At 64.0% G+C, this 18,104-nt stretch carries 16 protein-coding genes; 8 read left to right on the top strand and 8 right to left on the bottom strand.

What is annotated here, in order from left to right:
• Positions 1 to 13 precede the first annotated feature (13 nt).
• The 5 genes from EB233_RS12320 to EB233_RS12340 are packed head-to-tail and all read left to right on the top strand — an operon-like array spanning position 14 to position 5,389.
• Positions 14 to 952: an ABC transporter permease gene (locus EB233_RS12320; protein WP_027051459.1), complete on the top strand. Its 939-nt coding sequence runs from the start codon at positions 14 to 16 to the stop codon at positions 950 to 952.
• Entirely contained in the window at positions 949 to 1,797 is an 849-nt protein-coding gene (locus tag EB233_RS12325; protein ID WP_064989830.1) for an ABC transporter permease, read from the top strand. The genes EB233_RS12320 and EB233_RS12325 overlap by 4 nt, the downstream gene beginning before the upstream one ends.
• Entirely contained in the window at positions 1,794 to 2,810 is a 1,017-nt protein-coding gene (locus tag EB233_RS12330) for an ABC transporter ATP-binding protein (RefSeq protein ID WP_064989831.1), read from the top strand. Before EB233_RS12325 ends, EB233_RS12330 begins: the two co-directional genes overlap by 4 nt.
• Positions 2,810 to 3,829: an ABC transporter ATP-binding protein gene (locus EB233_RS12335; RefSeq protein ID WP_064989832.1), complete on the top strand. Its 1,020-nt coding sequence runs from the start codon at positions 2,810 to 2,812 to the stop codon at positions 3,827 to 3,829. The genes EB233_RS12330 and EB233_RS12335 overlap by 1 nt, the downstream gene beginning before the upstream one ends.
• A 42-nt stretch (positions 3,830 to 3,871) precedes the next feature.
• On the top strand, positions 3,872 to 5,389 hold the full coding sequence (locus EB233_RS12340) for a carboxypeptidase M32 (RefSeq protein ID WP_064989833.1): 1,518 nt from the start codon (positions 3,872 to 3,874) through the stop codon (positions 5,387 to 5,389).
• 351 nt (positions 5,390 to 5,740) lie between these two features.
• Here the strand turns inward: EB233_RS12340 and EB233_RS12345 are convergent, their stop codons facing one another.
• The 5 genes from EB233_RS12345 to EB233_RS12365 form a co-directional block, all read right to left on the bottom strand.
• Positions 5,741 to 6,535, bottom strand: a complete 795-nt coding sequence (locus EB233_RS12345) for an ATP-binding cassette domain-containing protein (RefSeq protein WP_064989834.1) — start codon at positions 6,533 to 6,535, stop codon at positions 5,741 to 5,743.
• Positions 6,535 to 7,632, bottom strand: a complete 1,098-nt coding sequence (locus EB233_RS12350) for an ABC transporter permease (RefSeq protein WP_027054816.1) — start codon at positions 7,630 to 7,632, stop codon at positions 6,535 to 6,537. The genes EB233_RS12345 and EB233_RS12350 overlap by 1 nt, the downstream gene beginning before the upstream one ends.
• Before the next feature lie 178 nt (positions 7,633 to 7,810).
• Positions 7,811 to 8,767 carry a rhizopine catabolism ABC transporter substrate-binding protein gene (locus tag EB233_RS12355; protein ID WP_081294099.1) on the bottom strand — a complete coding sequence of 319 codons (957 nt, stop codon included), beginning with the start codon at positions 8,765 to 8,767 and terminating at the stop codon, positions 7,811 to 7,813.
• A 112-nt stretch (positions 8,768 to 8,879) separates the two neighbouring features.
• Positions 8,880 to 9,779: a myo-inosose-2 dehydratase gene (gene iolE / locus EB233_RS12360; RefSeq protein ID WP_064989835.1), complete on the bottom strand. Its 900-nt coding sequence runs from the start codon at positions 9,777 to 9,779 to the stop codon at positions 8,880 to 8,882.
• Positions 9,776 to 10,873: a Gfo/Idh/MocA family protein gene (locus tag EB233_RS12365; RefSeq protein WP_244277690.1), complete on the bottom strand. Its 1,098-nt coding sequence runs from the start codon at positions 10,871 to 10,873 to the stop codon at positions 9,776 to 9,778. The genes iolE and EB233_RS12365 overlap by 4 nt, the downstream gene beginning before the upstream one ends.
• A gap of 118 nt (positions 10,874 to 10,991) precedes the next feature.
• On the opposite strand from EB233_RS12365, the gene mocR reads away from it, so the two are divergent.
• Complete coding sequence (mocR, locus tag EB233_RS12370) at positions 10,992 to 12,452, top strand: rhizopine catabolism transcriptional regulator MocR (protein WP_064989837.1); 1,461 nt, start codon at positions 10,992 to 10,994, stop codon at positions 12,450 to 12,452.
• Positions 12,453 to 12,644: 192 nt separating this feature from the next.
• On the opposite strand, the gene EB233_RS12375 is transcribed toward mocR, so the two are convergent.
• From EB233_RS12375 to EB233_RS12385, 3 genes are all read right to left on the bottom strand, one after another.
• Positions 12,645 to 13,637 (bottom strand): IS481 family transposase, encoded by a 993-nt coding sequence (locus EB233_RS12375; protein ID WP_027055698.1) that lies wholly within the window; start codon positions 13,635 to 13,637, stop codon positions 12,645 to 12,647.
• Positions 13,638 to 13,781: 144 nt separating this feature from the next.
• Positions 13,782 to 14,096, bottom strand: coding sequence for an EthD family reductase (locus tag EB233_RS12380; protein ID WP_064989638.1), 315 nt, complete (start codon positions 14,094 to 14,096; stop codon positions 13,782 to 13,784).
• Positions 14,097 to 14,406: 310 nt separating this feature from the next.
• Entirely contained in the window at positions 14,407 to 16,014 is a 1,608-nt protein-coding gene (locus EB233_RS12385; RefSeq protein ID WP_244277681.1) for an AfsR/SARP family transcriptional regulator, read from the bottom strand.
• Between the two features lie 246 nt (positions 16,015 to 16,260).
• Here EB233_RS12385 and EB233_RS12390 point away from each other — a divergent pair, with 246 nt between their 5' ends.
• Positions 16,261 to 16,929, top strand: a complete 669-nt coding sequence (locus EB233_RS12390) for a peroxiredoxin (RefSeq protein ID WP_064989622.1) — start codon at positions 16,261 to 16,263, stop codon at positions 16,927 to 16,929.
• Between the two features lie 36 nt (positions 16,930 to 16,965).
• Complete coding sequence (locus tag EB233_RS12395; RefSeq protein ID WP_064989621.1) at positions 16,966 to 18,099, top strand: NAD(P)/FAD-dependent oxidoreductase; 1,134 nt, start codon at positions 16,966 to 16,968, stop codon at positions 18,097 to 18,099.
• Positions 18,100 to 18,104: the final 5 nt, after the last annotated feature.

Raw genomic sequence — 18,104 nt, forward strand, 5'->3', positions numbered from 1 at the left:
TCTGGATCACCCTTTGCCGCTGTTGGGCTTCATTTTCCGACGAGTTCTGCAAACGATCCCGACCATCGCCTTCATCCTGGTGGTCACCTTCATCCTCGTCCGGCTTTTGCCGGGCGACCCGGCCAGCGCCATGCTCGGCGACCGCGCCATCGATGCCGACGTCCAGCGCATCAATGCCAAGCTCGGGCTCGACCAGCCGATTCCTGTGCAGTTCCTCTACTTCACCAAGGCGGTCTTTACCGGCGATCTCGGCAACTCGATCGGCCTGAAGCTGCCGGTGATCGAACTGATCGCGCACCGTCTCCCCGTCACATTGATGCTTACCGGAATGGCCGCCCTGATCGCGCTGCTGGTGGCGGTGCCGCTGTCCTTCGTCGCAGCGCTCAACCGTGGCGGCGCGCCGGACGCCATCATCCGCGGCACCTTCCAGATCGGCCTGTCGATGCCCGTCTTCTATGTCGGGTTGGTGCTGCTGACCGTATTTGCCGCTAAATTGCGCTGGTTTCCGGTCGGTGGCTATGGCCAGAACTTCCTCGACGATCTCTATCATCTCTTCCTTCCCGCCACGACGCTGGCGCTCAGCCTTTCCGCCGTGCTCATGCGCAATCTGCGCGCCGCCATCATTGGGGTGGTCGGCGCCGACTATGTCGACTTTGCCCGCGCCAAGGGTCTTCGCGCCAGGGTGATCATGACGCGCCATGTCCTGCGCAATGCGCTGATTTCGACGGTGACGCTGTTCGGCCTGTCGATCGGCACGCTGCTCGGTGGCGCGGTCATCACCGAAACGGTGTTCGCGATCCCCGGCGCCGGACGGCTGATGATCGAGGCCATCTACGGCCGCGACTATCCCGTCATCCAGGGACTGACGATCGCGTTGGCGCTGCTCGTGTCATTCACCTTTCTCCTGACCGACATCGTCCAGGCCTGGCTCGACCCACGGGTCGCCCGATGAGCGCGGGCGCCGTCCCAATCGCCCCGTCGGCGAAACGGCGCCGGGCATTGCCAGGCACGCTGGTTGGCGCGGTCATAGTGCTTGGCGCCAGCCTTGCCCTGGCGTTCTTTCCCAGTCTCTTCGCGCCCTACGATCCGACAGCCTTCGACTACAACGCCATCCTGCAGGGCCCGAGTTGGGCGCACCCTTTCGGCACCGACAATTTCGGCCGCGACATGCTCTCGCGTGTCATCCACGCCTATCGCATCGACATGCAGATCGCGGTGTTCGCCACGACGGGTCCGTTTGTCTTCGGCAGCATCGTCGGCGCCCTGGTCGGCTATGTGGGCGGCTGGGTGGAGGCGGTGTTCGGCCGCGTCGTCGAAGCGGTAATCACCTTCCCGTTCCTCGTGCTGGTCATCGCCATCGTCTCGGTGCTCGGCCCCGGTCTGCGCAACATGTACATCGCCGTCGGTGTCGTCGACTGGGTGTTCTACGCAAGGCTGGTCTCCGCCGAGGTCAGGATCCAGCGCCGGCTCGACTATGCCGACGCGGCACGTGGCATGGGTTACGGCCATACGCGCATCATCTTCCGGCATCTGCTGCCCAACGCGATAACGCCGGCGGTGGTCTATTTGATGACCGACATGGCGCTCGCCATCCTGCTTGGCTCCAGTCTCGGCTATCTCGGCCTCGGCGCGCAGCCGCCGGCCGCGGAATGGGGCGTGCTGATCGCCGACGGCAAGAATTTCATGACCACCGCATGGTGGGTGTCCGTCTTCCCCGGCATCGCCATCGTCATTACTGGCCTGGGCTTCAGCCTCGCCGGCGACGCGCTGGCCGATTTGCTGAGGGTCAACCGATGACAGCGCCGTCTCCAGATCGAAAGACAGCCGGCGGTGGGCTCAAGGTGCGCGGCCTCACCACCACCTTCGCGACGCCACGAGGTCCGGCCGCCGTCGTCGACGGCATCAATCTCGATGTCGCGCCGGGCGAGATCGTCGGCCTGGTCGGCGAGTCGGGATCGGGCAAGAGCATCACACTGCGCTCGATCGTGCGGCTGGTGCGCGAACCAGGCAAGGTGAGCGGTCAGGTCGAATGGCAGGGCCGCGACCTGATGGCGATGAGCGAGGCGGATCTTCGAAAGGTGCGCGGCGCCGAGATCGCGATGATTTTTCAAGAGCCGATGACGGCGCTCAACCCCGTGCTGCCGGTCCGCCTGCAGATCGAGGAAAATCTCAGCGCCCACAGCACGCTCGATCACCGAGCCCGCCGTCAACGCGCGCTGGAACTGATGAACATCGTCGGCATTCCAGCCGCCGAACGGCGGCTCGACGAATACCCGCACCAGTTCTCCGGCGGCATGCGCCAGCGGGTGATGATTGCGATCGCGCTGGCCAGTTCGCCGAAGCTGCTGCTCGCCGACGAGCCGACAACGGCGCTCGACGTGACCATCCAGGATCAGATCCTGAAGCTTATCCTCGACCTGCGCGACCGTTTCGGCATGAGCGTGGTGTTCGTCACCCATGATCTCGGCGTCGTCGCGGCGACTTGCGACCGCATGGTGGTGATGTATGCCGGGCGCATCGTCGAGACCGGCACGGTGGCGCGGGTGTTCGCCGAGCCGCACCATCCCTATACGCGTGGGCTGCTCGGTTCCGTGCCGCGCATCGGCGCCGAGCGCAGCATGCTTTTATCGATCGAGGGCACGCCACCGGGCCTGACCGACTTGTCGGACGGCTGCGCTTTTCATCCACGCTGTTCCTTCGCCACTGACCGCTGCCGCGCCGAGCGTCCGCCGCTCGAAAGCTTCGCCGCCGGCAGGGAGGTCGCCTGCTTCCATCATCGGACAGTGGCCGCGATGGCGGAGGCGGCCTGATGCGGGAAATGCCGCTGATCTCCGTTGAAGGCGTCTCCAAGCGGTTTCGCCTTCCCCGCACCGCGTCCGACATACTCACCGGCAAACCACCCGTCGCTGTCCATGCGTTGAACAATGTCGATCTGGAAGTGCATCGCGGCGAGACGCTGGGGGTCGTTGGCGAATCCGGCTGCGGAAAATCCACTCTGGCGCGTTGTCTCGTGCGGCTCCTGGAGCCGGACGAAGGACTGGTGCGCTTCGACGGCCAGGACATCAGTCTGCTGCGCCCGGCGGAACGGCGCGCCTTCAACCGCCGCGTCCAGATGATCTTTCAGGATCCCTACTCCTCGCTCAACCCGCGCATGTCGGTGCGACAGGTTCTGTCCGAAGCGCTGAGCGTGCATGCGATGCGGCAAAAGGCCGATATCCCGGCGCGCATCACCGAGCTGCTGGGCCTTGTCCGCCTTCCGGCGGACGCCGCCGACCGCTATCCGCACGAGTTCTCCGGCGGCCAGCGCCAGCGCATCGGCATCGCGCGCGCTCTTGCCGTCGAGCCGGAGGTGCTGGTCGCCGACGAACTGGTCTCCGCGCTCGACGTCTCGGTGCAGGCGCAGGTCATCAACCTTCTACTGGACCTGCAGGAACGGCTGAAGCTTACGGTCGTCTTCGTCGCGCATGACCTCAGGCTGGTGCGCCACATCTCGCACCGCGTCGCGGTGATGTATCTGGGCAAAGTGCTCGAGATCAGCCCAACGGAAGCGCTGTTTGCAGCACCTCGCCACCCCTATTCGAAGGCGCTGCTCGATGCCGCGCCCGAACTCGATCCGGCGCGGCGAACGCGCGTGGCGGCGGCACGAGGCGAGCTCCCCAATCCCCTTGACCTGCCCGCCGGCTGCCTGTTCAACACGCGATGCCCGTTCGCGTTCGAGCGTTGCTTTGCCGAGCGGCCGCACCTGTCCAACCGAGGGCCGGCCCACTTGGCTGCCTGTCACCTGACTGACTTCGGCAAACCGACGCCCGCAACAATCGCTGCACAATGACCTGCTGAAGAACCGAATTTCCCAGATGGCTAAGAGACGCCGATGAGCTACGCCGCATTCGAAGCCGAGGTCGCCAAGGTCAACGACATATTGTGCGCGGTGAACGTGCTTGTCTGGGATTCGCGTACCATGATGCCCTCGGCTGCGGCCGAGGCGCGCGGCAAGCAATTGGGCACGCTGGCGACGGTCGCACGCGAAATCGCTACTGGCGATACTATGCGCAAGGCGCTCGATGCTGCGCGCATGGAACTCATGGGAATGCCCGGAGAGCATCTTCGAAGGCACGCGCTCGATGACGCGGCAAGTGCCATCGCCACGCTCAGCCGCATCCCGGCACGACTGGTGCAGGAGGCCGCGCAGCGGCGAACCGAGGGTCAGGCAGTCTGGATCAAGGCGCGTGCCGGGAACGATTTCGCTGCCTTCGCGCCGGTGCTCGAGCGAACCGTGGAACTGCAGCGCGAGATCAGCGAGCATGTTGGTTATGTCGACCATCCCTACGATGCGGCGTGCGGCACGTTCGAGCCCGATGTAACCTGGCCGCGGCTCAAGGATCTTTACGCAGAACTGAAATCCACGATCGGGCCATTGCTCCAGGCCGCGCTGCAAGCACGGCCGGCACGCGTCGATATTCTGGAACGCACGTATCCGATCGAAAAGCAGAAAGCGTTCTCGAAGACAGTGGCCACCACCATGGGGTACGACTTCGAGCGCGGCCGGCTCGACGACACAGTTCATCCGTTCGAGATTTCCTTCACGCGTGCCGACGCGCGCATCACCGGCCGCTTCCGTGAGAATTGGCTGCCTGGCGGCCTTTTCGCCGTCTGGCACGAGGCCGGCCACGGCATCTATGAGCAGGGCATTTCTCCCGAGTTCACGCGCTCGGTCTTCACCACTGATCTCGTCAATCTCTACGCGGTCGGCGGCACCAGCTTTGGCATGCATGAATCGCAATCACGCCTGTGGGAGAACCGTGTCGGCCGCTCTCGGCGCTTCTGGGAGCAGAATTTCGGGACATTGCGCGCCGAGTTCCCCGACCAACTCGCCGACGTCTCGGTCGCCGACTTCTGGCGCGCGGTGAATGCGCCACGTCCTAGCCTGATCCGGGTAGAGGCCGACGAACTCACCTACGACCTGCACATCATCTTACGTTCGGAGATCGAGGCCGGATTGATGGACGGCAGCCTGCGTGTCCCCGACCTTCCGGCGATCTGGGCGGACAAGGTCCGCAGCTATCTTGGCCTCGATGTACCGACGGACACGCTGGGCGTGTTGCAGGATGTGCATTGGTCAGCAGGCATGATCGGATCCTTCCCGACCTACACGATGGGCAACATCATGTCCTCACAACTGTTCAAGGCGGCGACCAAGATGCCTGAGGTTGAGCGCGGCCTGGAGACCGGCGACTGTGCGCCGCTGAGGACGTGGCTGACGGATAAGGTGCATCGTCACGGCCGGTCGCTGACGCCAGCCGAAATCCTGAAGGCCGCAACCGGCAAGGTGCTAGGGATCGACGATTACATTGACGATCTCCGTCGCAAGGTGACCGAGTTGCACGCATAGCGCCTGCATGGATAGGCTTCGTGTCATCGATAATCACCATCCCGAGCGATTCAGAGATTTCATCAGGCAGGAGACTCTTGGGACCTTGCTCAGCATGCAAGAGATAAGTTGGACGCGCTTGTCAGACGTTACGCGGAGTTTGACCGTTCGAACTGGCGGATCGCAATGTCCGCTCAGTGGCGCTAAACGGGCGGTGTCAGATGGCTCCTTTGAGCGCAAAGCGGCCGTTCGCTCTGGGTGACGTATGGCGCTTTTGGGCCAAAAAACCAGCTATCTCGGCTGGCCGCTGCACGGCAGAGGCGCCGCGCTGTTAGGCGGGACAGCGAAAGATTTTCGATCAGCGCCGCCCCGTTACGCCGCGCCATTCCTGCCCGACTTCGCCAGTTCCTGTTCCAGATCCACCAGCTCCTTGCCGCCGGCCATCAAATTGAGCAGCTGGTCGCGGTCGATTTCGCCCTTGGCGTAGGTGCCGGTGCTTCGGCCGCGCTTCAGGAGGGTGAAGCGGTCGCCGACGACGTAGGCGTGGTGGACGTTGTGGGAGATGAAGATGACGCCGATGCCGCGCGCCTTGGACTGGACGATGAGCTTCAGGACGACGGATGCCTGGTGGACGCCGAGCGCCGATGTCGGCTCGTCGAGGATCAGCACCTTTGCGCCGAAATAGACGGCGCGCGCGATGGCCAGGCATTGCCGTTCGCCGCCCGACAGCGTGCCGACCGGCTGTTCGGGATCGCGCAGCTGGATGCCCATCGCCGACATCTCGTCATAGGCGGTGCGGTTGGCAAAATCGGCGTCGAACTGGCTGATCGGCCCGAATTTGCGCATCGGCTCGCGGCCGAGGAAGAAGTTGCGCGCCACGCTCATCAGCGGCACTAGTGCCAGATCCTGGTAGACGGTGGCGATGCCGCTGTCGCGCGTGTCGGCGGGCGAGGCGAAGCGTACCGGCTTGCCCAGGACGCGGATCTCGCCTTCGTCGGGCGTGTAGACGCCGGACAGCGTCTTGATCAGCGTCGACTTGCCGGCGCCATTGTCGCCGAGCAGGCAGTGCACCTCGCCGGGACGGACGTCGAAGGACACGTCCTTCAGGGCGACGACCGAGCCGAAATATTTGCTGACCGATTTCAGTTCGACATAGGGCTCGGCCATCACCGGCTCCTCATCGCGCGGTTGCGCACATAGGAGTTGAACAACACCGCGATGACCATCATGGCGCCCATGAACAGCTTGAACCAGTCGGTGTCGATGCCGGTGTAGAAGATGCCCATCTGCACGACGCCGAAGATCAGGGCGCCGAACATGGCGCCGACGGCCGAGCCATAGCCGCCTGTCAGCAGCGTGCCGCCGATGACGACGGCGATGATGGCCTCGAATTCCTTCTGCGTGCCGCGCAGCGTGTCGGCCGAACCGGTGACCAGCACCTGGATTGCCGCGAACAGGGCAGCCGCGAGTGCGGTCATGACGAACAGCGTGATCTTGGTGCGCGCCACCGGCACGCCGAGATTGCGCGCGGCATTGGCTTCGCCGCCGGCGGCGAAGATCCAGTTGCCGAAGCGGCTGCGCGTCAACAGCCAGGTGCAGGCCAAGGTCAGCACGATCCACCAGACGATCGACACCGGAATGCCCGAGATCGACGGCAGGCCGTCGGCCCGCTTGCCGATCAAGCCGATATCGGCCAGCCAGGCGATGAGGCCGGAAAGCACCTGTCCCGAAAACAGGCTGTTGAGCGGATCGTGCAAGGCCAGTTCATGCACGCCCGACACCTGGGTCCGCCCCGATATGCCGCGCGTCAGGCCAAGGGTCAGGCCGCGCAGCATGAACAGGCTGCCGAGCGTGACGATGAAGGAGGGCAGGCCGGTCCTGACGACGGCGAGCCCGTTGAGCGCGCCAATGCCGCCGCAGACGGCAAAGGTGAACAGCAACGAAAGCCAGATCGGCCAGCCCCAGAACACTGCGGGGATGGCGATCAGGATGCCGGCAAAGCCGATCATCGAGCCGACCGACAGATCGAACTCGCCGGCGATCATCAACAGCGCCACGGGGGCGGCGAGAATGCCAAGCTGGGCCGAGACTTCGAGGAAGTTGATGATACCCTTGGCACTGAACAGTCCTGAGCTTCCCGCCGTGACGGCGAAGAACACGAAGACCAGCACGGTGCCGGCGGCCGCGCCAAGCTCCGGCCTCGCAAGCAGGCGGCTGAGGCGTGAGACGGACCGGACCCGCTCGTCGCGAATCTCTGAAACCATGGCTACGTAACCCTCACATGGAGCCGTTCATCGTTTCACGGAAACGCCGAACCGCTCCATCTCCTTGCCTTGACGCAATTCCCTGGGGAAAGCGCTGCTCGGTTTCCCCGGGAAAACCGCTCACACTTTTCCTGGAATTGCTTTGTGAAGCGGCCGGGGCGGGCCCCGGCCGCCAGTGTTAGCGCTTGCCGAGTTTCGACAGCTCGATAACCGAGGCGGCGGTGTCCTTGGTGACGAAGCCGGGGCCGGTCGGATAGTCGGCGATCGGCATGATCTTGTATTTCTTCCAGAGGTCGAACATGGCGACCGGGATGTAGCCCATGGCATACTGCTGGGCGTCGATGCCCCATTCCATCTTGCCGGCGACGACGGCCTGCAGGATCGTCGGCGAAAGATCGAACGTGCCGGTCTTTACCTTGCCCGACAGCCCCAGTTCATCGAGCGCGGCCAGCGTCGGCTCGGCACCGCTGGCGCCGACGGCGAGAATGAACTGTGTATCGGCATGAGCGGTCATGTAGGCGATCACGCGGTTCTTCATTTCGGTCGGGTCGATGACGCCGTTCATCACCGGAACGTCGACGCCCATGCCCTTGGCAAAGCCGGCGCAGCGGTCGTCGAGGCTCGAATTGCCGACCTCATGGTTGGCGCAGACCGCCTTGGTGAGGCCGAGCGCCTTGATCCGCTCGCCGGCCATGACGCCCGCCTGGAATTCATCCTGCCCCATGAACAGCAGGCCGCCAAGGTCATGGGTCAGTTTCGAGCCGCCGGAATCGATGACGATCACCGGGATGCCGGCCGCGACCGCGTTCTTGACGGAAGCCGAAAGGGCGGCCGTGTCGGGGATCGAGACAACCATGCCATCGGGCTTAGAGGCCGTGATGGCGTCTATCATCTGCGCCATCTTGGCCATGTCGAAGGTTTCGGGCGCCAGATATTCAGCCTTGACGCCGAGCGTCTTGGCGGCATCGTCCATGCCGTTCTTGACCACCGACCAATAGGGGTCGCCGCTCTGGCCATGGGTGACGAACACCACGCGCGTCTCGTCGGCGGCCGCAAGGGTCGTGGCCGCCGCCATCATCGTGAAGCCGGCCAGCAGGCCGAGCGCAGGCTTTATTAATTTCGCAAGCGAAAACATAGAACCTCCTGTTTGTTTTCCGCCGCCGCAGTTACGGTCGGCGGTCCAGTTGCCCCTTCATTCCAGTCTTATTCCTCAGCACTGGTTCCCTGGAGGCCGCAAACGGCCCCGATCATTCGATGACGTCAAATCCGGCTTGTCTCGCCATGCGAGACAGGTTCTGGAAGCCCATTGTCGCATAAGTCAGCGGGTTGGCCTTGTTGGGATCCTGCTCGGCCTCGACGACCAGCCAGCCGCTGTAACCATTGTCGGCCAGCACGCGCAAAATGGCGGGATAGTCGATGAAGCCGTCGCCGGGGACGGTGAAGATCCCCTCCATGACCGCTCCCATGAAGCTCATGTCCTCGGCGCGGGCACGCTCGAGCACGGGTTTGCGGGCGTCCTTGCAATGCACATGCACGACGCGCTTGACCTGCGCCTTGATGAGCGCCAGCGGGTCGCCACCGGAAAATATCGAATGGCCGGTGTCGTAGAGCAGGCCGACCGCCTCGCCGGTGTGCCGCATCAACAGGCCGACCTCGGCATCGGTCTCGACGATGGTCCCCATGTGATGATGGAATGCCATGCGCACGCCGAAATCAGCCATCTTCTCGGCCAGCGCCGTCAGCTTGCGGCCATAGGCCGGCCATTCTTCCGGGCCGAGCCCGGGACGCTGCGAGATCGGGCCCCAGATGGCGTTGTGGCGCCCGCGCGATGTGTCGGCATAGACGACATGGGTGGAGCCCATATCCTTCAAGAGCTGCAGATGCGGCGTGATCGCATCCATCTCCGCGCCGACATCCTTCTCGTCGCAACGGCCATCATACCAGCCGGAAATCACGGCAAGGCCGTAGCGATCCATGATCGGCTTCAGTTCGGCCGAGCGGCGCGGGAACTTGCCGCCGAGTTCGGTGCCGGAATAGCCGGCCTGCCTGGTTTCGCTTAAACAGACTTCGAGCGGCGTGTCGCCGCCGAGTTCCGGCACGTCGTCATTGGTCCAGGTGATCGGATTGATGCCGATGCGAACCGTCACGGGCGAACTCCTGATTGCTTCGACTGGGCAAGGTGATGGCGGGCCAGCCCCGCCAGCAGGGTCATGTCGCGGCGGGCATGCTCGGCGGTGTTGCGCACCGGCGCCCCTTCGACGATCGCCGACCAGAAGCCTTTCAGCTCTTCGACGAAGGCTTCCTCGTAGCCGCTGCGGATGTCGCGGCTGGAGAGCGTGTGGCCGTCGCCGGTATGGAGGGTCAGCCGCGTCGGCTGATGGTTGAGATAGGGCGAGGGGAATTCCAGCTCGAGCGAGGCGTCGTCGAAATAGAGCGTGATGCGCTCGCGGTAATCCGGCAGCCTGGGAATGGCGACATGCGCCATGGTCCACAGTGCCTGCCCGCCGAGCAGCCGGACAGCGCCCTGGCCGCCTTCGCCCTTGGCGAAGACCGAGGCGCCGACAATGTCGCCATCGGCGACGCCGAGCGCGTCCAGCAAGCCATGGACGGCGTTGACGTCGTGGACGATCGACGAACAATAGGCGCCGACAAAGCCGCGAAAGGCGTCGGGGTCGTCGATGCCGGGCACCGCGCGGTCCACCTGCTCGCGCTGTTTGGATTCGGTCGACGCAATCAACCCCGCCGCGACGTCGTCACCCCGGCAAGTGGAGGCGTGCCGGATAAAGGGCCAGGCGTCGGGATCGTTGACCTCGACCGAAACGTAGCGAAGCGTGCGCGCCGTGCCGGGCAGCATGTTCAGCGCCGCCTCGTAGCTCGGGTCGAAACGCTTCATGTAGCCGACCTGAAGCACCTTTCCGGCGCGATCCCTGGCGGCGATCAGTTCATCGATGTCGGCTGCGCTGTAGCAAAGTGGCTTTTCGCAGAAGACATGCAGCCCCCTGGCGAAAGCGGCAAGGCTTTGCTCGCGGTGCAGCGCATCCGGCGAGGCGATGACCACGGCGTCAAGCGGCATGGCGAGAAGCGCGTCGAGATCGGAGAATGCCTCGAGGCCGAATTCCTCGCCGACAAAGGCGCGGACTTTTGGTGACGGATCATAGACGCCAACGATCTTGAACTGGCGGGAGAGCTTGAGCAGGTTCGGAATGTGCTCGACCTGGGCGACGCCGCCCGCACCGATCACTCCTACCCTTATGCACCGCATCGGCCAGCCCCATCTGAACCTGAACGCTTTTTTCTTGAGCCTAGGACGGCTTTGGTTCCATTGTTAGAACCAGATTCAATTGATTTTTGGGAACCAGATGAAGAGCAGTTTTCCCGTCGACGGCATCGCCTTGGATCGTGGCAGTCCCGCCAACCTGCACCGGCAGCTCTATGTCCAGCTGCGCGGCCTGATCGAACGGCGCGTGCTGCCGAGCGGCCACGCACTGCCCTCGACACGGGTCATGGCGCGGGACCTGAATGTCGGCCGCAACACGGTAATCGCCGCCTGCGACCAGCTGGCTCTGGAGGGCTATCTGGCGATACGCCCGCGCAGGCCTTCCGTGGTGATGGACCTGCCGACCCGTTCGACCGCGGCGGAAGATGTGTCGGTCGAGGACGCCAATCCGCTATCGCGGCGCGGGCAGACGATGCTTGCCCAACCCTATCATCATGGCCGGCCGGGCATGCTTGCCTTCCATCCCGGCATGCCGGACCCGGACAATTTTCCGTTCAACACCTGGTCGAAACTGCTCAGCCGCCGCGCCAAATTCGCGCATATCGATCTTTTCGGCACCTATCACGTCAAGGGCTATCCGCCGCTCTGCGAGGCAATAGCGCGCTATCTCACCGCCTCGCGCGGCGTGAAGTGCACGCCTGAGCAGATCGTCGTCACCAATGGCGCGCAGTCGGCATTCGACCTGTTGGCCCGGCTACTGATCGATGAGGGCGACACGGTGTGGATGGAGGAGCCGGGCTATTATGGCGCCGGTTCGGCCTTTGTCTCGGCCGGGGCGAGGCTGGCGCCGCTGCGCGTCAGCAATGCCGGCTGGACCCTCGATCCACCGCCGGTCATTCCGCGCATGATTTTCGTCACGCCCTCCTGCCACCATCCGCTCGGCATAACCATGCCGATGGAACAGCGGCTCAATCTCCTGCACATGGCCGAGAGCTGGCGCTCGTGGATCATCGAGGACGACTATGACGGCGAGTACCGTTTTCAGGGACAGCCCATTCCGGCGCTGCAGGGCATCGGCGCGTCGGACCGCGTGGTCTATGTCGGTACCTTCGCCAAGATCCTTTTCCCGGCCATGCGCCTCGGCTTCCTGGTGGCGCCCAAGGCGATCGACCATACGATCGTTTCGGCGCTGAGCGTCAGCGGCCAGTTCGCGCCCTTGCTGACCCAGGCGGCGCTCGCGGACTTCATGAACGAGGGGCATTTCACGCGCCATCTGAGGCGCATGCGGCGGCTCTATGCGGAGAGACGGCAGTTCTTCCTGGAAAGCGCGCAAAGGCATCTCGGGGAATGGCTGGATTTCCACACGACCGAATCCGGTATTCAGGTCGTCGGCATTTTCCGCGGCGGATGCAGCGACGCAGCGGTTGCCGAAGCGGCGCTCCAGCAGGGCATCAACGTTTCGGCGCTGTCGATCCAGTACCGCCACGGCACGGCGCAGAACGGCCTCGTCATGGGCTTCGCGGCGGCCGACGCGCAGACAACCGAAAAGACGATGCAGAAGTTTCGCGCCGTGCTGCAAACCCATTTTTCCAGAGCAAGGTGATCGGGGCAAGGTCCCGAGATCGAAGTCTGGAGTCGGATGATTTCAGGTCCAGTCGACCTGAAATCTGAATCCGGCTCTAGATCAAAGGGATAGAGCATGTCGCCCTAAACTGGCCCCGGTTTTGGGAGAACGACATGCATGCAAACAAGGAGCTGAGGCGCGTCGCATGAATCCGGTCAGACGCGACGCGCTCTAGGTGTTTGGTCCCGGCATTTGCTGGAGCGGATTGAGTTTGAAGCGTTCCGGTTGTGAGACCCATGCCTTGCAGATGAACTCGTATGGGGTGAGACCTTTGAGGGTCTTGAGCCTGCGAGCGAAATTGTAGGCGGCAACGAAGTCGGCGAGATGGGTGCGTAGTTGGTCGTGGCCCTCATAGTAGAAGCGCTTGACGGTGGCGTCCTTGATGGTTCGGTTCATTCTCTCGACCTGGCCGTTGGTCCACGGATGCCTCGCCTTGGTCGTGCGATGCTCGATGTCGTTCCTGGCGCAGGTGTACTCGAAGGCGTGAGCGCGGAAGATCTCGCCATTGGCGATTGCCTCCTTGATCAGCGGCACCGCCGAGCCACCGGCACCGGGCGTGGTGAACTGAATGCCGTTATCGGTAAGCACGGTATGAATCTTGTAGGGAACGGCCGCGATCAGGCGCAGTAGAAAGTCTCTCGAGACGGCGGTGGGGGCCTTCTCGTGCAACTCGACGAAGGCGAACTTCGAGGTCCGATCAATGGCGACGAACATGTGCAGCTTGCCCTGCTCGGTCCTCACCTCGGCAATGTCGATGTGGAAGTAGCCGATCGGGTAGCTCTTGAATTTCTTCTTCGCCGGTTTGTCACCCTCGACATCCGTCAGGCGGCCGATGCCATGGCGTTGCAGGCAGCGATGCAATGAAGACCGCGTCAGGTGCGGGATGGTTGGCTGCAAGGCATAAAAGCAGTCGTCGAGCGGTAGCAACGTGTAGCGCCGGAAGGCGACGATGATTGCCTCCTCCTCGATCGAGAGCACTGTCGATCTCGGTTCCTTCGGACCAGTCGGCAGATCGGCGACTGAAGTTCGCCTCTTCCATTTGGCGACCGTCTTCTGGTTGATCCCGTAGCGCTTGGCCAGAGCCCTCAGGCTCTCTTGACTATACTGTATCGCTCGACGGACCGCCTCTGTCGTTGTGGCGCTCCCATGCAGAACCTGGCCCATAGCGCATCCTTTGATTCGGAAGATAAGGATGCCCCATCAAAGCCTGGGATCAAACATCTAGGTTGCCGATTCAAAAGGCGAGGCACGTTTGACGAGAGCAAGGTCGTTTTCGCTTCAACGACTACGCCTGACGCGCCGAAGTCCCTATCCTACAATGATTTCGCTGAACTGCACGATGGGCGCGATGTCCGTGTAGTTGGCGACGTCCGCGACAATCTCCGCGCGGTGGGGACCGAACGCCTCTTGGTATGTCCCCAGCGTCGGCGAGTAGATATGACACGCCGCGACGAACTCTGGCGCGCTTCCGGGCACGCCACCCGCAAGGCCCTTCTCGATCTCGTAGCGCAGGCAGGCAGGGCCGAGCCGTTCCTGGATCAGTGGCAGGTGGTGGGTGCGGTAGTAGTCGTGATCGAACTTCGAGCCGCGATCGGCCGGATAGTAGACGCTCATCTTGATCATGGTCGGGTATCCTGTCCGCACGCCTCCGAGGGCGTCAGAGGGCATTGCTAGCTCGCCGACCCCTGACGCGCATATAGATTTTGTGTGAAGCGAGTTTGACGACAGCAAGGTCGTTTTCACCGTGCTTGTCGAAGCGGGTGGCGACGGCACGGAAATGCCCGAGTTTGCTGAAGAAGCGCCATCGAATATGCCGGTTCCATACGCCCGCCTTGCGCCATCTGACGAAGCGGTTGTCGTATACGCGCCGTGGCGCTCGCCCCCTGGCGTGTCGGGCCGAAGACGCCAGTAAATCCCTCAAGGAGTGCGTGACCTAGGCCGGACTTGCAATCCGCTCCCGGCAGCGCACTTCGTCGATCGGCCTGCCGAGCGCGGCGAAGCGCGTGGCGGCTTCCTCGAACGCTGCCACCGCACGGGTTTCGCTGCGCTCGGCCCGGCGCTGCACGCCGCGGGCTTCCCAGACGGCCGCCACCCATGGGCCGCCGTTCCACATGCCTGCCACGCGTTCGGCCTCGTCGAGCCGCCGGTTGACCTGTTCGGTTTCGCCCGCTTCGGCAAGGGCAACCGCCGCGGCGGTGCGGAAGGTCATGGAGCAAGGTTGGCAATTGCAACCCGCCGACAGCATGCGGTCCCCCTCGCGGATCGTCTCGGCGATCCTTTCGCGCGTCGTGGCGGCGCGCACCTCGAGCCCCTTCAGGCTGATCAGCAGGTGCGGCGCGAGCCAGGAGGACTGGGCAAGCGTCGTGGCGCGGCGGATCAGCCGTCCCGCCTGCCATTTCTGGCGGCGGGCAAGCGCGAGTTCCGTCAGGTGCTGGAGCGCGAGCACGCGGCCGGCGACGGCTGCCACCTGAGCATAGAGCCTTTCGGCTTCGGTCAGCATGCGCTCGGCCTCGGCCAACTGGCCGGAGAACAGCGCTGCTTCCCCCAGCACGAGCGAGGCAAGGCCACGCCCCGCGACCGAGCCGGCGCCCTCGGCCACCGACAGGAGTTCCCGTGCCGACGCGGCGATGTCGTGATGGCCCTTGGCGCTGCAGAGGCAGAATTCGGCCAGGCACAGATGCCCGTCGAAAACATTGGAGACAAAGGCTGGCTTGGACCGCACCCATTCGATGAACTCCGCCCGGAACAATTCTCGCCACTGGCCCTGCATATGGGCCACGAGGCCGATCAGGGCGCTGGCTTCACCGACCTCGCGGGCCAATCCCGCATCCATCGCCAGTTCGCGTGTTTCCCTGCCAACCTGGCCGGCCTTGGCGAAGTCGCCGCTCTGCAGGTGCAACAGGCCCCAGGCCAGCGAGGCACGGATGCGGTCGCTCAAGCCGACCGGGTCGACAGAGGGCACGGCCAGCGCTTTTTCGTAGAGCTTCACGGTCTCCACGCCTGGGCCGACCCCGAGATCGATACGGAGGGAATTGCTCAGCTGATTGAACAGCCTGATCGCCTCGGCCCGGTTACCGGCGTCGAGCGCCGCCTGCATCAGGGCGCACTGCGCCTGCTCGTCGGCCGGGTCCATCGCAATCAGGCGCTGCCAGAGCTTGCCCGCCCGCAGCACGGCGGCATGGCGCTGCCGCAGGGCCTGCCGGGGCGTATCGAACCAGTCGACATAGGGGTCGTCAGGCAGCAGGTCTCCCGTGTAGAGATCGGCGGCCGTTTCGCAGGCGGCGATATCCTCGCCGCGCAAGGCAAGTCTGGCGGCCGCCTCGAACGTCTCGACGTCGATTTCGAGGTCGGCGACAGGGGCGAGGGTGATAATCTCGGCCGTTTGTTCGATCAGCCCGTGAGCGCCGAGCGCTCGTCGGGCAAAGTGGATGGCCTTGCGCAGGTTCGCGCCCGCGGCCTCGGGATCAAGATCGGGCCAGAACGCCTCCATCACCTGTTCGCGGTGAACGCGGTGCGCGCGGTTGACGGCGAGCAGCTTCACCAATGCGGCGCCCCGGTCCCGGCGCCATGCCGCCGCCGGAACGACCTGATCGTCAACACTGACGCTGAAGCCGCCAAGCAGTTGAATGCGAACGCGCAATGGGAGGCCCTTTCAGGATGCCCGGTTCCCGCACGTGCTCCAGAGCCTGCCGTCACAAGCGTCTGCACGGCGGGGAACGCTGGCGGAACATAGGTTGCCTAGTCTGCACCCGTAGTCAATTCCAACCGTCTCCCACAGGAGGATCAAATGTCTCTTCGTATCGCCGACACCGCTCCCGATTTCGCCGCCGAGACCACCCAGGGCCCGATCAACTTCCACGATTGGCTGGGCACGTCCTGGGGCATCCTGTTTTCCCACCCCAAGGACTTCACCCCAGTCTGCACGACGGAACTCGGCTACATGGCCAAGTTGAAACCCGAATTCGACAAGCGTGGCTGCAAAATCATCGGGCTCTCCGTCGACCCCGTCGACCGTCATGCCGGATGGGCTGATGACATCGCCGAAACCCAGGGCCATGCCCCCAACTTCCCGATGATCGGCGACCCGATGCTTGCCGTCGCCAAGCTCTACGACATGCTGCCGGCAACGGCAGGCGACAGCGCCGAGGGGCGCACGGCCGCCGACAACCAGACGGTGCGCCATGTCTACGTCATCGGACCCGACAAGAAGATCAAGCTGATGATCGCCTATCCGATGACCACCGGCCGGAACTTCGACGAGATCCTGCGCGTCGTCGACTCCATGCAGCTGACGGCCAGGCATCGCGTTGCCACTCCCGTGAACTGGCAGCAGGGCGACGACGTGATCATCGCGGGTTCGGTTTCGAACGATGAAGCCAAGGTGCTCTATCCCGACGGCTGGAAGCAGCCGAAGCCGTATATCCGCATCGTCCCGCAGCCTCATGGCAATGCCTGAGCCTTGCTCGAGGCACCAGGCAACAGGAGGTTACAGATGAAAACCCGCATCCTTATCCTAGGCGCCGGATTTGGTGGCCTCGAACTCGGCACGTCCTTGTCCGAGGCCCTGGGTGACAGCATCGCTGTCACCCTCATCGACAAGTCGGATGCCTTCGTGTTCGGCTACGCCAAGCTCGACTTGATGTTCGGCCGGTCGACGGAAGCTGCCGTGCGGCTGCCTTACGCGGACTTTGCCAAGGCCGGCGTGACGATGAAGCGCGAGACCGTCACCGCCATCGACCCGGAACGCCGGCGCGTGACCACCGACAAGGGCGTGCACGAGGCCGACATTCTGGTGCTCGCGCTTGGCGCCGATTACGACGTCTCGGCAACGCCGGGCATCACGCTTGGCCGCAATGAGTTCTACTCCGTTCCGGGCGCCGCCCACATGGCAAGCGTGCTGCCCGAATTTACCCGGGGCGATGCCGTGATCGGCGTCTGCGGCGCGCCCTACAAATGCCCGCCCGCGCCCAGCGAATGCGCCCTCATGCTGCATGACTACCTGACAGAACGAGGCGTGCGGGGTGATTGCCGGATCACCTATGTCAACCCGCTGCCGAGCCCGGTGCCGCCGTCTCCCGAAACGTCGAAGGCGCTTCTGACGGCTTTCGCCGAACGCGGCATCACCTTCATTGCAAGCACCCGCGTGGTTTCCGTGGACGAAGCACGCAAGGTGGTTACGCTCGACAATGGCGCCGAACTGCCCTGCGACCTGTTCCTGGGCGTGCCGCGGAACCGGGCGCCCGATGTCGTCGCCGCGGCTGGCCTGACCGAAGGCGGCTGGGTGACCATCGATCCGCGCACGCTGGAAACCCGCTTTCCCGGCGTCTATGCGCTCGGAGACCTCGCTAATACCGGGGCACCGAAGGCGGGTGTCTTCGCCGAAGGGGCGGCGCGCACTGTGGCAGCGAACCTGATCGCCAGGCTCCGCGGCGAGGAGCAGACTGCGAGGAATCCGGGGGCGGGGTCCTGCTATATCGAGTTCGGGGCCAACAGGATCGCCAGGGTGGATGTGGATTTCTTCTCCGGGCCCAAACCCACCGGCACCTTCTACGAGCCGTCGGAGGCCCTTCGGGTCGACAAGGCGAATTTCGGCTCCAGCCGCAAGGCCCGCTGGTTCGGGCGCTGATATCG

The organism is Mesorhizobium erdmanii, assembly GCF_013170725.1.
GTDB classification, from domain to species: Bacteria; Pseudomonadota; Alphaproteobacteria; order Rhizobiales; family Rhizobiaceae; genus Mesorhizobium; species Mesorhizobium erdmanii.